Source organism: Luteolibacter sp. (genome assembly GCF_058122085.1).
The window spans coordinates 1-13,584 of sequence record NZ_JBIKBQ010000046.1 but is presented as its reverse complement, the minus strand read 5'-3'; the positions used below and the strand labels follow the sequence as shown (position 1 = coordinate 13,584).

The 13,584-nt window shown below is 62.8% G+C and carries 14 protein-coding genes, 1 other RNA gene and 1 pseudogene; 7 read left to right on the top strand and 9 right to left on the bottom strand.

What is annotated here, in order from left to right:
• Positions 1-176 precede the first annotated feature (176 nt).
• From AC4DF4_RS08700 to AC4DF4_RS08690, 3 genes are all read left to right on the top strand, one after another.
• Positions 177-887 (top strand): hypothetical protein, encoded by a 711-nt coding sequence (locus AC4DF4_RS08700; protein WP_490047729.1) that lies wholly within the window; start codon positions 177-179, stop codon positions 885-887.
• Positions 888-1,148: 261 nt separating this feature from the next.
• Complete coding sequence (locus tag AC4DF4_RS08695; RefSeq protein WP_490047728.1) at positions 1,149-1,472, top strand: ArsR/SmtB family transcription factor; 324 nt, start codon at positions 1,149-1,151, stop codon at positions 1,470-1,472.
• Positions 1,473-1,547: 75 nt separating this feature from the next.
• Entirely contained in the window at positions 1,548-3,185 is a 1,638-nt protein-coding gene (locus AC4DF4_RS08690) for an FAD-dependent oxidoreductase (RefSeq protein ID WP_490047727.1), read from the top strand.
• Between the two features lie 4 nt (positions 3,186-3,189).
• On the opposite strand, the gene AC4DF4_RS08685 is transcribed toward AC4DF4_RS08690, so the two are convergent.
• The 4 genes from AC4DF4_RS08685 to AC4DF4_RS08670 all read right to left on the bottom strand — a co-directional run bounded on the left by AC4DF4_RS08685 (position 3,190) and on the right by AC4DF4_RS08670 (position 6,408).
• A complete protein-coding gene (locus tag AC4DF4_RS08685) occupies positions 3,190-4,110 on the bottom strand; it encodes an alpha/beta hydrolase (RefSeq protein WP_490047726.1) in 921 nt (306 codons plus the stop codon).
• Positions 4,111-4,189: 79 nt separating this feature from the next.
• Positions 4,190-5,416 carry an aspartate kinase gene (locus AC4DF4_RS08680; RefSeq protein ID WP_490047725.1) on the bottom strand — a complete coding sequence of 409 codons (1,227 nt, stop codon included), beginning with the start codon at positions 5,414-5,416 and terminating at the stop codon, positions 4,190-4,192.
• Positions 5,417-5,522: 106 nt separating this feature from the next.
• An RNA gene (gene rnpB, locus AC4DF4_RS08675) (RNase P RNA component class A) lies at positions 5,523-5,910 on the bottom strand.
• A 24-nt stretch (positions 5,911-5,934) separates the two neighbouring features.
• Positions 5,935-6,408 carry a DUF456 domain-containing protein gene (locus AC4DF4_RS08670; RefSeq protein ID WP_490047724.1) on the bottom strand — a complete coding sequence of 158 codons (474 nt, stop codon included), beginning with the start codon at positions 6,406-6,408 and terminating at the stop codon, positions 5,935-5,937.
• 227 nt (positions 6,409-6,635) lie between these two features.
• Here AC4DF4_RS08670 and AC4DF4_RS08665 point away from each other — a divergent pair, with 227 nt between their 5' ends.
• The gene (locus AC4DF4_RS08665; RefSeq protein ID WP_490047723.1) at positions 6,636-7,805 is read left to right on the top strand and encodes a metallophosphoesterase; all 1,170 of its coding nucleotides are present in this window, start codon (positions 6,636-6,638) and stop codon (positions 7,803-7,805) included.
• A gap of 10 nt (positions 7,806-7,815) precedes the next feature.
• On the opposite strand, the gene AC4DF4_RS08660 is transcribed toward AC4DF4_RS08665, so the two are convergent.
• Positions 7,816-8,430: a lipoate--protein ligase family protein gene (locus AC4DF4_RS08660; RefSeq protein WP_490047722.1), complete on the bottom strand. Its 615-nt coding sequence runs from the start codon at positions 8,428-8,430 to the stop codon at positions 7,816-7,818.
• A 153-nt stretch (positions 8,431-8,583) separates the two neighbouring features.
• Between AC4DF4_RS08660 and AC4DF4_RS08655 the strand changes: the two genes are divergently transcribed.
• Both AC4DF4_RS08655 and AC4DF4_RS08650 read left to right on the top strand, forming a co-directional pair.
• Complete coding sequence (locus AC4DF4_RS08655; protein ID WP_490047721.1) at positions 8,584-8,865, top strand: AbrB/MazE/SpoVT family DNA-binding domain-containing protein; 282 nt, start codon at positions 8,584-8,586, stop codon at positions 8,863-8,865.
• Positions 8,862-9,044, top strand: coding sequence for a PIN domain-containing protein (locus AC4DF4_RS08650; protein ID WP_490047720.1), 183 nt, complete (start codon positions 8,862-8,864; stop codon positions 9,042-9,044). The genes AC4DF4_RS08655 and AC4DF4_RS08650 overlap by 4 nt, the downstream gene beginning before the upstream one ends.
• Positions 9,045-9,097: 53 nt before the next feature.
• On the opposite strand, the gene AC4DF4_RS08645 is transcribed toward AC4DF4_RS08650, so the two are convergent.
• From AC4DF4_RS08645 to AC4DF4_RS08630, 4 genes and pseudogenes are all read right to left on the bottom strand, one after another.
• On the bottom strand, positions 9,098-9,451 hold the full coding sequence (locus tag AC4DF4_RS08645) for a hypothetical protein (protein WP_490047746.1): 354 nt from the start codon (positions 9,449-9,451) through the stop codon (positions 9,098-9,100).
• Positions 9,427-9,888 carry a hypothetical protein gene (locus tag AC4DF4_RS08640; protein ID WP_490047745.1) on the bottom strand — a complete coding sequence of 154 codons (462 nt, stop codon included), beginning with the start codon at positions 9,886-9,888 and terminating at the stop codon, positions 9,427-9,429. The genes AC4DF4_RS08645 and AC4DF4_RS08640 overlap by 25 nt, the downstream gene beginning before the upstream one ends.
• Before the next feature lie 64 nt (positions 9,889-9,952).
• Positions 9,953-10,192: pseudogene (locus AC4DF4_RS08635) on the bottom strand (DUF1800 family protein); the annotation flags it as partial.
• A complete protein-coding gene (locus AC4DF4_RS08630) occupies positions 10,161-12,734 on the bottom strand; it encodes a PA14 domain-containing protein (protein ID WP_490047719.1) in 2,574 nt (857 codons plus the stop codon). The pseudogene AC4DF4_RS08635 and the gene AC4DF4_RS08630, both read right to left, overlap by 32 nt.
• 296 nt (positions 12,735-13,030) lie before the next feature.
• Between AC4DF4_RS08630 and AC4DF4_RS08625 the strand changes: the two genes are divergently transcribed.
• Entirely contained in the window at positions 13,031-13,459 is a 429-nt protein-coding gene (locus AC4DF4_RS08625; RefSeq protein ID WP_490047718.1) for an RNA recognition motif domain-containing protein, read from the top strand.
• The last annotated feature ends 125 nt before the right edge of the window (positions 13,460-13,584 follow it).

Below are 13,584 nucleotides of genomic sequence, written 5' to 3'. Positions count from 1 at the left end.
TCAGCGTGAACCTGCCAGCACTCGCGGCGTCGCGCTCCGCATCCCGTCTGGAAGGATGCGCGGATTTTCCGCGAGCCGCGAGTCCGAGCCATGGAGTGAAATCAACGTCACCCGCCCATGCCCGGTTAGGAATCCCTGCTTGAAGATACGGCCCGCCGCTTCCATCGTCCGCCGCCTTGCCGCCAAAGCCCTCCACCCCGCAGATCATCACCCGCGACCGGCCATGGACCGCGGGGCTGCGCGCCGCACGCGCGAACGTGGTGCCGGGCTTGATCGTGCAGGCGCTGATGCTCTCCATTGTAATGGCGTATTATTTCTATCCGCCGACGCGTGGTTGGCTTGACGGACTGGCGGCGGTCAAGGCGCGTTGGGGCTATGGCTATTCCGCCCTCAACGCGATCGTCGCCGGCGCGGTCATTCCCGAACTGTTACGGATCTTCCTTTTCCAGCGGGGGGAATTCCGTCGGTCCAACCTTTCCAACTTGCTCTTCACCGCGCCGTTCTGGTGCGTGATGGGGCTCGTCGTGGACTATTTCTATCAGCACCAAGCCGGTTGGTTCGGCGGCCGGGCGACGTTCGTGGTGGTGGCGAAAAAAGTGCTGGTGGACCAGTTTCTCTATAACCCGCTGTTCGCCTGTCCGGTGACGACCTGGCTTTACGATTGGAAATCGCGCGGCTTCCGCTTCCAAGGGACGGGCGTGTTTTTCACTGGCGAGTATTACCGGGATTTCGTGGTACCGACCTTGTTCGCGACGTGGGGCGTGTGGATTCCAGTCGTCTCGATTCTTTACTCACTGCCCTCGATGCTGCAAATCCCGCTGTTCGGATTCGCGCTTTCCTTATGGGTCATGCTCTACACGTGGATGAGCGAGCAGCGGGCGCGGTGAGACATGAGCCGCCGCGGCGCACGACCCGACGCACGGCCCGGCCTAACCGCCGATCAAGCGCGCCACGCCAAGCGCGCCACGCCAAGCGCGCCACGCCAAGCGCGCCACGCCAAGCGCGCCACGCCAAGCGCGCCACGCGCGTCAAAGCGCCCTGCCCCATTGCCAGCCGACATTGATCTCCCCTGATCTCCCGCGACCGGAAATTTTCATTGGAAAAAATCCCCGCTTGCAAACATATCTTATATTTGAGATATAGAATTCATGCCGCTGGCGAAATTGGAAGCGTTTGAGGATTCATCGGTGAAACTTGCGGGGTTCGCGAAGGCTTTGTCGCACCCGGCGCGGATCTGCATTTTGCGATATTTGGCGGGAAAAGGAGAAGTCCCCTGCATGGAAATCGTGGCGGCGCTGCCTCTTTCCCAGCCCGCTTGCTCGCGCCATATCAACGAGTTGCTAAAAACAGGCCTCTTGAAGTCGCGGGCGCGCGGCAGCAATGTGTTCTACCGCCTTGATGAATCGGTCCTGTCGGGATTCTGCCACGCCATGAACGCGGCGCTCCACTCCGCGCCGCGGCCGGGCAACTGATTCCACCAAGAACCACCCCCTCCCTCGAACTCCTTCCTCCCCCGCCAATCAACCTGACCGAACTTCCCAACTCCCATGAAAACCAAGCCTGAAACCCTGTTGATCATCGGCGGAGTGGCCGGTGGCGCCTCCGCCGCCGCACGTGCCCGCCGTCATTCCGAGAGCGCCCACATCATCGTGATCGAGCGAGGGCCGGACGTTTCCTTCGCGAACTGCGGGCTGCCCTATCACATCGGCGGCGAGATTCCGGACCGCGCGGAACTCGCGATCCAGACGCCGGAAAGCCTGCGCGCGCTGCTCAACCTCGACGTCCGCACGCTCACCGAGGCGCTGGCCATCGACCGGAATAACAAAAACGTCCGCGCGCGCTTTCTAGCGGACGGCACCGAATCCGTGATCGCCTACGACAAGCTCATCCTCGCCCCCGGCGCCAGCCCGCTGCGTCCACCCTTGCCAGGGATCGACAGCCCGCTCGTCCTCACGCTGCGGAATTTGCAGGACATGGACCGGATCAAATCGGCGGCCGCGGCGGTGGATCATGTCGCCATCATCGGCGCGGGCTTCATCGGTTTGGAAATGGCGGAGCAGCTTCATGCGATCGGGAAAAGAGTCAGCGTCATCGAACTCCAGCCGCAGGTGCTGCCCCAGCTGGACGCGGAAATGGTGCGCCCGCTGGAAAACACGCTGCGCGAAAAAGGCGTGGAGCTGATTCTCGGCGATGGCATCAATGGCTTTGAGACGACAGGCCGGGAAGTTTCCGCGAAGCTGAAGTCCGGCAGGACTCTATCCGCCGGACTGGTGATTCTCTCCATCGGCGTGCGTCCGGAAAGCGGGCTGGCGAAGGACGCGGGCATTGAGCTCGGGCCACGCGGGCACATCCGTGTGGACGCTTTCCAAGTCACCACGGACCCGGACATTTACGCGGTCGGCGACGTTTGCGAGACGGCCGATCCCATCCTCGGCAAGCGCACCGCGATCCCGCTCGGCGGACCGGCGAACCGCCAGGGACGCACGGCGGCGGATCACATGTTCCTGGGGGAAAAAGCGCTGCCGTATCCGGGCAGCATCGGCACCGCCATCGTGCGGGTGTTCGATCACGTCGCCGGCATCAGTGGCTATTCGGAAGCCCGGCTCAAGTCGGAAAACGTCTCCTATCAGACTGTCACAGTGAACGGTTCCTCCCACGCCAGCTACTTCCCCGGCGCGGAAACCATCACGCTCAAGCTCCTTTGGTCGCCCGATGACGGCCGCGTGCTCGGCGCACAAGCGAGCGGCAAGGACGGCGTGGACAAGCGGCTCGACGTGATCGCCACCGCCCTGCGCGGCCGCCTGACCATCGACGATCTCGCCCACCTCGAGCTTTCCTACGCGCCGCCCTTCGGCAACGCGAAGGACGTCATCAACGTCGCCGGATTCGCCGCGGGCAACATCCGCGACGGACTGCTCGTGCCGGTCGCCGAGTTGAAAGACACGGGAGCGGGCGCGCAGATCGTGGACGTCCGGCCCGCCGCGACCGCGAAAAAGCAGCCCGTCCCCGGCGCGGTCAACATCCCTCTCGCGCAGCTCCGCGGCCGCCTCGGCGAGCTCGACCGCAGCCAGCCGGTTTTCACCATCTGCCAGATGGGCAAGGCCAGCTACTTCGCCGCGCGGATTCTGGCGAACCACGGCTTCGACGCCCGCAGCATTCTCGGCGGCGCGCATCACCAGCTGTGATTTTTCAGCCTTTGAGCGCGGCGTCGAGCCACGCGATCATTTTCCGGCGATAGGCCCCTTCGTCGTTAGAAAGGGCGGTGCCGTGGCGGCCGGATTTGACTTCGAAAAGGGTTTTCGGCTGGCCGGCGGCCTCGAAGAGTTGGCGGCCTTGACTCACGGGGACGACCTCGTCGTTGCTGCCGTGGACGACGAGCAGCGGGACGGGTGAGAGCTTTTTAACAAAGTCCTTGGGCGCGAGTTCGTCGGTGACGAGGCTGGCTCCGAGTTGGCCGGCGACGATGCGGGCCATCGCGAGATACGAGGCGAAGGCACCGTCGATGACGATGGCGCGCAGCCCCCTAACCGGCGATTCGCCGAGGGCGGTGACGGATTGCGCGCCGCCGAGGCTGTGGCCGTAGGAAACGAGGCGGCTGGTGTCGATGTCGGGGCGCTTGCGGGCGTAGGCGAAGGCGGCTTTGACGTCGTCGATCATGCCGCGGCGGTCCGGAGTTCCGCCGGATTTCCCGAAGCCGCGGTAGTCGTAGATGATGACGTTGTAACTCGCTTCCGCTAGCCAGGCGCAGAAGCCGAGGTGATGGCCGATCGAGCCGGCGTTGCCGTGGGAGAAGACGACGGTGGCTTTGGCGGACTTGGCGGCTTTGCCTTTAGCCGGGATGAACCAGCCGTGGAGAGCCGTGTCGTCGGCGGATTTGAAATTGATAGAATCGAATTTCAGTCCCCATGCGGCGGGGGTGGCCGGCTCGTCGCGGGTGGGGAAATAGAACAGCTGGTTGCCGCCTTTGTTACCGGCCATGCCTTGGGCGAGTTTGGCGAGGTCGTTATTGGGGTCGTTGAGAAGCGCTCGGAGGTCATCCGCTGTGACGGATTCCTGAGCGGGCGCGATGGCGAGCGAGGTGAGCCAGAGACCGAGGATTCGTGCGTGCATGGTCGGTTGAAACGTGGCGGCGATCACCGGTCGCCGCGAGTGGGAAAATGAATGAATTCGTGGCGACCGGTGATCGCCACTAAGCCGGCACCTTGTCCAAGCCGAAGGCATCATGCACGGCGCGGGCGGCGTCTTCGATGCGTGGCTCGTCCACGGTGACGGCGATCTTGATTTCCGAGGTGGAAATCATGCCGATGTTGATGCCCACGTCGCCGAGGGCCTTGAACATGGTGGCGGCGACGCCGGAGTGGGAACGCATGCCGATGCCGACGGCAGAGAGTTTCGCGATGCCGGACTCGGTCTCGATTTTCGCGTTTGGCGCGAGGGAGGCCATCACGGGCTTGAGCGCGGCCTGGGCCTTGCCGAGGTCGCTGGAGTGCATCGTGAACGAGTGGCGGGCGAAGCCGTCGTGCGCGATGTTGGAGACGATCATGTCGAGGTTAATCTCCGCGTCGGCGAGGGCGCCGAGGATGCGGCCGGACATGCCGGGCTCGTCGGGGATACCGGTGAGAGTGACGCGCGCCTGCGAGCGCTCGATCGAGACGCCGCGGATGACGACGTTTTCCATGTTGGGATGTTCTTCTAGCACGAGGGTTCCGGGATTATCGTTGAGTGAGGAGCGGACTTCGAAAACGACGCCGAATTTCTTGGCGAACTCGACCGAGCGGGATTGCATGACCTTCGAGCCGGAAGAGGCCATTTCAAGCATCTCGTCGTAGGAAATCTCCGGCAGCTTGCGGGCGTTTTTGACGACGCGCGGGTCGCAGGTGTAAACGCCGTCCACGTCGGTGAGGATCTGGCAGACGTCCGCCTTGAGCGCGGCGGCGACGGCGATGGCGGTGAGGTCCGAACCGCCGCGGCCGAGAGTGTGGATCATGCCGGTCGGCGTGACGCCTTGGAAGCCGGCGACGACCAGCGATTTCCCAGCGTCGAGGAAACTCTGCATGAGCGTGGGGTCCATGTTGAGGATGCGGCCGCGGGTGTGCGAGCCGGTGGTGTGGATGCCGGCCTGGCTGCCAGTGAAGGAGGCGGCGGCCACGCCCATTTCCTGAAGCGCGATGCTGAGTAGCGCGATGGACTGCTGCTCGCCGGTGGCGAGGAGCACGTCGAGCTCGCGCTCCGAAGGGTTTTCCGCGAGATCCTTGGCCATCTTGATGAGGCCGTCGGTGACGCCGGACATGGCGGAGACCACGGCGACGACTTGGTTGCCCTCGTCGCGGGTGCGTTTCATCCGCGTGGCGACGTTGCGGATCCGGTCGAGCGAGCCGACGGAGGTGCCGCCGTATTTTTGAACGATGAGTGCCATGGGTGAAGCGGCCCGGAGTGAAGGGGAACTTGGTAAATTTGGCAAGAAATTGAATGAAGGATAAAACCCGTCGGCGCGACGGGTCCCCGGCCGCAAAGAAAAAAGGGAGTGCCGCTCCCCTGTAAGCCGGATTCTGTCCACCCCTTGCGGGGCTGGACGGCCATTTCTCTCACCCCGCCGAAGCGGAGCGCCCTGCTTGCGCAGAGTGCGACTAATACCCGGAGAATAGCGGGCGGGCAGCCCTTCCCCTGTTCTGTCTTGCACCACGCGAGGTTTGCCGTGCCGTCCGGTTACCCGGATTCGCGGTGGGCTCTTACTCCACCATTTCACCCTTGCCTGTGCCCTTGCGGGCCATCGGCGGTATCTTTCTGCTGCACTGTCTGTCCGGGTTCCTCGCGGTTCCCGTCCCTCACTTTCATGAGGCGCGTTGCCCTGTGGTGTCCGGACTTTCCTCAGCTCCGCTTGCGCGAAACTGCGACCGTCCGGGGAGCGGCGGCGACAACCTGCGGCCGCTTCACTCATTTTCCAATCAAAAACACATCAAGGAAAAACCAGACGATCATCACCACGCCCACGGCAATCTTGAAAACCATCCCCGCCAAGGTGCCGACGACCGAGCCGACCCCGGAATACGCCGCGTGGTGGCTCTGCTTTTTTGCGAAGGCCATTTCAGCGACGAACGCCCCCACCAGCGGCCCGACCAGCAAGCCGAACGGCAGGAAAAACATCCCCACGATGCTGCCGACCAGCGCGCCGAGCGCTCCCCAGCGCGTGCCGCCGAACCATTTCGTCCCGGCCGCCCCGCTAAGCGTTTCGAAGGTCTGAGAAATCGCCATCAGCGCGGCGAGAATGAGAAACGACCACCAGCGCAGCCCGGAATCCGCCCCGAGCATCAACCGGTGGGCGACGGCGGCGATGAGCAAAATCAAGTGCCCCGGCAAGACCGGCAGCAGGCAGCCGACCAATCCCGCCAGCAGCAGGCAAATAGTCACGAACCAAGCAGCGCCCGTCCCCGCGCCCTGCCATGCACCGCTTGATTGAATTGCTTCCCACATCATAAATCCTCGGGCGTGAACCCTGCTGGCTCAGCCCTAGCCGGATCCGCCCGTGTTTCAACACGAATCCTCGTGGGTGTCGGATTTTCCCGTGTCGGATTTTCCCGTTGCGCTTGGCTGATCCCCGCTCAAAATCGGGTGTCCCGCCTGCCGGGTTCCACCCCATGCCCGTCGTCCTCCTCATCATTCTGGGAATCCCGCTGCTGTCGCTGGCGTGGTGGATCTGGGCGGACCGGCGCTTGCAGCGGCTCGGCGCGGGCCGCGTCGCGCGGCTGGGCTTGTCCGTCTCGGTCCTGCTGGTTTTGGCCGGATTCGTGTGGGTCATTTGCGCCCGGCGGGACTTGGTGACGATGCCGATCCCGGCCGCGCTCTACTCGCTGGTCCTCCTCTGGGGCCTAATTTTCATGCCGATGCTCGGCTTGCCGACCATGATGGGTTGGTCGCTGTGGTCGATCGGCCGGCGCTTGGTTAGGAAGAGCCCCGCCGTGGCGGCGACGGGCCGGAACTGGACGCGGCGCGAATGGCTCGGAGCGGCGGCGGTGACGATGCCGGTGATGGCGACCTTCGGCACGACGGCTTACGGCATCCCGCAGATGACGCGGTTCCGGATCCGGGAAATGACCCTTTCTCTCAAGGATTTGCCGCAGGCGCTCGACGGCATGCGGATCGCGCACGTGACGGACACGCACGTCGGCAAGTTCACGCGCGGCCGGGTGCTGGATGAAATCGTGGCCGCGACCAACCGACTGGAAGCGGATCTGGTGCTGTTCACCGGCGACTTGATCGACAACACGATCCGCGACCTGCCGGACGGAGTGAGGATGCTCCAACAGATGCGGGCAAAGTCGGGCGTGTTCGTGGTGGAGGGAAACCACGACCTGTTCGACGACCCGGCGGAATTCGTGAGAGGCGTGCGGGACGGAGGCATCGCGCTGCTCCGGAACCAGGCCGCGACCGTGGAGGTGCGGGGCGTGCCGGTGCAGGTTCTCGGGATCGTCTGGAATCACGGCGAGCAGGAAATGGCGCGGAGCGTGGAAGCCGTGGCCGGCCTGCGCGACCCGGCCGCGTTCCCGATCCTGCTGGCGCACCATCCGCACGCCTTCGACTTCGCGGCCGAGCTCGGACTTCCGCTGACGCTGGCCGGCCACACCCACGGCGGGCAGTTGATGCTCACTTCCGAACTCGGCGCGGGCTCGGCGATGTATCGCTACTGGTCCGGGCTCTATCAAAAAAACAGCCGGGCGATGGTGGTGAGCAACGGCACCGGCAACTGGTTTCCCGTGCGGGTGAACGCCCCGGCCGAGATCATCCACCTGACGCTGCGGCGGGCGTGACCCGCCGACCTTACCGCCGGGCGGTCCACGCGGCCAGCGCATACCGCCCGCGCACCTTCGCGGAAATCACCTCTGCCGGCGGATGGAATTCATGCGTCTGCCAATTTCCCGCCAGACTTGAAGCCAGGCGCTCCGGATCACAAGCCACCGCCACCGAGCCCTGGTGCAGCAATCCGCGCTTGGTCCTGTGCTGCCCCGCACCGGCTATTTTCCGGCCTGCGGCATCGACGATGTCATGGCTGACGGGGTTTTCAAAACAAGCCGCCGCCCCGGTTTCCGCGGCACCCGAGCTGAGGCGGGCGTCGATCCCCTCGCCTGCCAGCACCTCCGCAAGCGCCGCGTGCAGCAGCCGATAGCTTTCGGCCCCGCGCGCGTCGGCCAGCGCTTCTTCCGCAGGCGCGACCACCGTGTAAGTCCAGTCCGCCCGGTGATCCACCGTGCCGCCTCCGGTCCAGCGCCGCACCCACTCGACTCCGGGAAACGCCGCCCGCGCCTCTGCCAGATTTCCGAAATACCCGACGCTCCCCCACTCTCCCAGCCAGCCGTAAACCCGCAGCACCGGCGTTTCCGCAGTCTCCAACAGCCACTCGTCCACCGCCATCGCCTCCGGTCCGGAGCGTTTCACAGGATCCATCCACAACCGCAAGCGCCCGAAAATCACCCGCCCTTGATAGGCCCCGCTCTCAAGAACCGCAATCCTCTTCACCCGCTCCCTCACCCCCAACGCCCTCAAGTTCCACCCTTGCCGTATCAAGCTGCCAATGGTATTCAAATTACCATGAGCACTCCCATCACACTTGGCAAAGCAGGACGTCTCGTCGTGCCCAAGGCGATCCGCGACAGCCTCGGGTTGCACGAGGGCAGCCGCCTGAAACCGGAGGTCCATGGGGGCAAACTCCAGGCCGTTCCCGAGCCGGATCCGGTGAGCGTCGAGATGAACGACGGGTTTCCGGTGATTCAAAGCGGCCCGCCACTGAAGCGCGGCCATATTGTCCAAGCCATCAAGGCGGATCGCGAGGCTCGTGACGGACGGATCGTCCCGCACCCGCCGTCCAAATGAAATCCGCTCTCGATTCCTCGGTCATCGTATCCGCGCTCTGCGCGGGCGATCCAGACCATCACGCCTCCCGGCAGGTGCTACTCGCCGGCCGCCATTCCGTGCTTGCCCACGCTTTTGCGGAAACCTTCAGCACCCTCAACCGGAGCGATACCCAGGACTATCGTATGTCGCCCCGTTGAGGCTGAGGATCGAGATGCTTTCCTGCGTATCTCCCCTCTGCGCGAAGATGAGCCTACATCTGCGAATCATCGCCCGTCCACATTTTGCGGTCCGGGCCTGCGGAGCGGATTTCCATTTCGGTCGCGGAGACTTGATGGAAAAAGTAGGGAGTGCCCCAGCGGTCGCACATTTCGCCTTCGCCGTTCAGGTGTGAACCGGCCGGCACTTCGAGTTTGATTTGTTTGAGATTGTTTCCGAGAAGGGCTGCGGTAGTGAGTCCGGTGACAGTCTTGTCGTACGGCAACGACTGCGCGTAGTCGGTGATGACCGCCTTGGCATTCACGATGGTCCGCGGAGTGGTGGAGTAATCGTTCGTGCCGGTGGAGGGAAGCTGGCCCGCCATCAGGAGGTCACTGAACTTGTCCACCAGCGCCCCGAGGTTATCGTTGTGAGCTGGAACTCTGGAGTGACCAGCCCGGCCTGCGCCAGGATGCCCGGGGAGCTGTAGTCCGGCTCGAAGAAATTGAAGACCGTGGGCGAGCGCATCGGGGTCTGGCTCAAATCGGTTTCCGTGTCGTTGAGTCCCCAGTCGCTGAACGTCAGCGCCACGGTGCCGCCGCTGCGATCCAACGCGTAGCTTTCGCGGGTTGCCACGAGCGCTCCGTTGCGGGTGACGATGTCGGCCGGGAGGATGACATTGGCATTGCCATTGCCAACGACCGTCGGGATGTCCGTCCCGGTAACAGTCAGCGTGGGCGACGTGGAGGTGAGCACGGTGAAAAGGCCGGAAGGCGCGCCTGCGGTGACAAAGTCGATTTGGATCGAGTCGCTCACTGCATAGGTATGCCCGGCCGGGATGCTCACGGTGATGGTCGAGCTGCCGACAGATAAAGGGACCGGTGGTGATGGAGTTCGAGGTCGAATTGATTCCGCCGGAGTAATGGTAACCCCATCCGTAAAACACATGCGAGAAGCCGACCACTTCATCCTGACCGTAAGTCGGGATCGGTTCGCCCTTGGAGTTGAGCATCAGCGATCCATCCGGCCATTGCCGATAGAGACCGATCGAAAAGAGCTGCAGAACTTCGCGAGCGTAGTTTTCGTTCGGGATACGGCCTGTCGATGGGTTTGGCTTATCATTGCGCAGCATGTCGAGGTAGCGGCCCATCGCAGGATGGAGGGTCACGGCCTTCAGGAGGTTGTGGAAGGTGCCGTCCGCTGGCGGTGCTCCCGTCGGCGGGTTCGTCGAAATCGCAGACGACGTTGGATAGGCCGCCTCCAGGAATGTTAGGATCATGCAAATGCATGCCAAAGTAAGGGGTGGTCAGGTTCGAATAATTGACCGTGATGACCGCCTGGCTTTCGTCTTCGCTCAAGCGGAGCAGAATGTTGCCGGATGCGCTCGTGATCACGCCGCCTTGTGGCGTGAGATTCGTATAGAAAAGCGTGCCCTGACCACCGGCCGTTCCCGCCACGTATGGCGAAAGGACGAAGGATGGCACCACTTCCGTGGGAGCGGTGGCGGCGGTCGGGTCCACGCCGCCTTCGCCGGGCTTGAGCCAGCCGACGCTGACGTGGTCGGCGCCGGTGGCCTCATTGTGCCGCACTTCGATGTAGTAGGACTTGCCCGCTTCGAGCCAGAGGAAGTCGGATTTGCCGGCACCGGCATCCGTCCAGCCGCGATACGCAGTCGGCGCGTTCACCACGGCACGGAGGAACGAGCCCACTTCTTCGTTGTCGTTGGAAATCCATAACTCGGCGGCGTGATCCGCCGTGATCCAGAAGCGGTAGCTGCCGGTCGCGGGAGCTGTGAGCGAGCCGCGAATGCGCGCGCCGAAATCATCGCCATCATTTTGCGGAGCCTCAAGATCCGTGATGAAACCGGTTTGGTTCGGCGGCGTGTTCAGCGGGATCGACGAGAGCTCGGTGCCAGACACATTGGTCCAAACGTCACGGGTGATCTGATTGCCAGTGCCGATCACCTTCAACGTGAGAATCTCACTGCCGGAGCCATGGGCATTGGTCGCCGTGAGAAGAATCGGCCAAGTCCCGATCGTATCGGGCGTGCCGGAAATCAGGCCGCTCGTCGGGTTGAACGTCCAGCCGGGTGGCAGGTTGGCCGCCCCGAAGCTCGTTGGTTCGCCACTGGCGACAATCTGGTAGTTGTAAGCCGGGCTGTTTTGAATGAGAAGCACATCGAGCGGGCTGAGAATCCGGGGTGGCACCGCCGGGAACAGGCGTGCCGTCGGGATGAAATCTTTGGCTACATTCTGACTCGACCACCGCAGTTCGGCCTGCGCATCGCCGCTGATTTCGTGAAACTCCACCACAATCGGAACCCTTACTCCCGCCACCAGTTCGATCGTGCCGGAGAATTCAGTAGTCGCACCGCCGGCACGCGGCCAAGCGTTGACCAAAAGTTTTCCATTCACCCAAACCCGCGCCGCATCATCCGCCTTGAAGTAGAACGTGTAAATCTGCGAAAACTCCGGGAGAACTTCACCTGCCCAACGGACGGACCAGTAGTTGCCGCTGACCACGCCGGGGCTCGGGGACCCACCGTTCGTGCCGTTTGGCCAGGTGAAATTGACCATCGCATCGATGCGGGTCAAAACCGGGTTTCCAAACATTTTCGCCGGATTGGATCCGGAGATGATGTTGACCCCGCTGCTCACTTCATTCCAAAACCGTCCAGTCAGGCCAGTGCCGTTCGGAGCGGTTCGATCATGGATGAGTATCGCGGCTGGCTGCGTGGTCGGGGTGGGCGGCGCATAATCGGTGCCCGCAGCAATCGTCAGGATTACCGATTCCGGCGATTCAATCAATGCATCCGTTTCAGGTGTAATGGTCACCGCCGCGGTGTTCATCCCGAACGGAAATGTCACCGAGCGGCTGATCGCGGCGTAGTCGCTACCTTCCACCGCGCTGCCAGCAACGGTGAAATTCACCGTGACCGGCGTCAGTTTTCCAACTCGCGTAATGACAAAAAGTCCGGTATCCGCCGGACTCGGTTCGGTTGCGGCGTCGTCCGCAGCCTGCACACTCACCGTGTTGACGGCTGCAGGATTGAGCCCTGCCAGCAGCGCCTCTTTGTCGGTGAGGCCACTGGCCCCGAAAGAGGTCGGGCTGTTCGGGTTGAAGCCAGCAAGGATTTCTTCGTAGTCGGTGACACCGTCATTGTCGGCATCCACATCCTCGACATAAACCCGGAAAAATTTTGCCGTCCCAGGAGCCGCGATTGTCGCCTCCGCTTCGCCGCCCGTCCCTGTATGAAGCGCTCCGATATCGCCCCAGGAGACGGCTTCCAAGGATGCATTGTCTTGCACTTGGTAGCGCTTGCCTGGAACCGTCGGGAAAGTGAGACGCACCCCTGCGGCGTCCCTGGTGATTGAGGAAACCCGGATCACCGAGCCTGCCGCCAGCGGGTCAGTGCCCGCCGAGCTTTCGCTGGCATTGGAGGCTCCATCCCCATCCGAATCGGCGACTGGGTTAAGAGCCCCGGCCTGATACCGGAGTGCCCAAAGATCGGGGACTGTATCGCCATTCACGTCCAGTGGCCGTGGCGGGAGGGCCGCCGCCGACGCACCCAAGCCGAGGAAAAAGAGCGTGTTAAGAATCAAAAAATGAGGCGACCGCGGGAAAATGAGCCATGTCTTCATGATTGGCTGGATGGGTTTGACGATTGAAGTTAGCAAGTCATTGAGCACCACCCTCGTTCGTCATGGATTGCCCCGGAAACCGTGGAACAGCGAGTTTTTGAGATTGATCCGTGGCACTCAAACACTACCTGCGGGCGGCGCAAACCATAAATCATCAAACTCGGGCCCCGCGGGCAACCGGCAGATGGCCGAAATAAATAAAATCAATTGTTGCTAATTCGTCCGCGGCGGGTCTATTCACGGGTCGATCGGACGGCGAAAGTTTGTTTAATCGCTCTTTGTTCGGTCCGTGGCGCCATGGTCGAAGGAAGTGTTGAATCAACATGGCGTCATTAGAATTGAATCAAATGGATATCTACGTGGGCAACTTGCCCTACACCGCTACTGAAGGAGACGTTACTGGCCTCTTCGCCGCTTTTGGACCTGTTGAACGGGTCAAAATCATCACCGACCGTGAAACCGGGCAATCCAAGGGATTTGCTTTCGTGACCCTCGGTGATCAATCCCAGTTGAATGCAGCCATCGAGGCTCTCAACGACTACGACTACAACGGTCGTGCTCTCCGCGTGAATGCTTCCGAGCCGAAAGAATCCCGTCCAAGCGGCGGTGGTGGCGGCGGTTACGGTGGTGGCGGCGGCGGCGGCGGCGGCGGTGGCTACGGCGGCGGTGATCGTCGTGGTGGCGGCGGCGGCGGCGGTGGCTACAAAGGCGGCGGTGGCGGCGGCGGTGATCGCCGTGGCGGCGGCGGCGGCGGTGGTGGCGGCGGTCGCTGGTAATCCAGCCCTCCCCTCATTATAATTTCAAAGGCACCCGATCCTCTTCACAGGGGATCGGGCGTTTCTTTTTTGGAATCATCACTCGCCGATTTGCTCGAGAACACCGTTGTAGTCGCTGTAAAACC

Excerpts from the sequence above, each read along its gene's own strand:
- AC4DF4_RS08650 (WP_490047720.1), top strand. The coding sequence starts at position 8,862 with ATGAAATCCGCTCTCGATTCCTCGGTCATCGTATCCGCGCTCTGCGCG.
- AC4DF4_RS08655 (WP_490047721.1), top strand. The coding sequence starts at position 8,584 with ATGAGCACTCCCATCACACTTGGCAAAGCAGGACGTCTCGTCGTGCCC.
- AC4DF4_RS08680 (WP_490047725.1), bottom strand. The coding sequence starts at position 5,416 with ATGGCACTCATCGTTCAAAAATACGGCGGCACCTCCGTCGGCTCGCTC.
- AC4DF4_RS08685 (WP_490047726.1), bottom strand. The coding sequence starts at position 4,110 with ATGCACGCACGAATCCTCGGTCTCTGGCTCACCTCGCTCGCCATCGCG.
- AC4DF4_RS08695 (WP_490047728.1), top strand. The coding sequence starts at position 1,149 with ATGCCGCTGGCGAAATTGGAAGCGTTTGAGGATTCATCGGTGAAACTT.
- AC4DF4_RS08625 (WP_490047718.1), top strand. The coding sequence starts at position 13,031 with ATGGATATCTACGTGGGCAACTTGCCCTACACCGCTACTGAAGGAGAC.
- AC4DF4_RS08690 (WP_490047727.1), top strand. The coding sequence starts at position 1,548 with ATGAAAACCAAGCCTGAAACCCTGTTGATCATCGGCGGAGTGGCCGGT.
- AC4DF4_RS08665 (WP_490047723.1), top strand. The coding sequence starts at position 6,636 with ATGCCCGTCGTCCTCCTCATCATTCTGGGAATCCCGCTGCTGTCGCTG.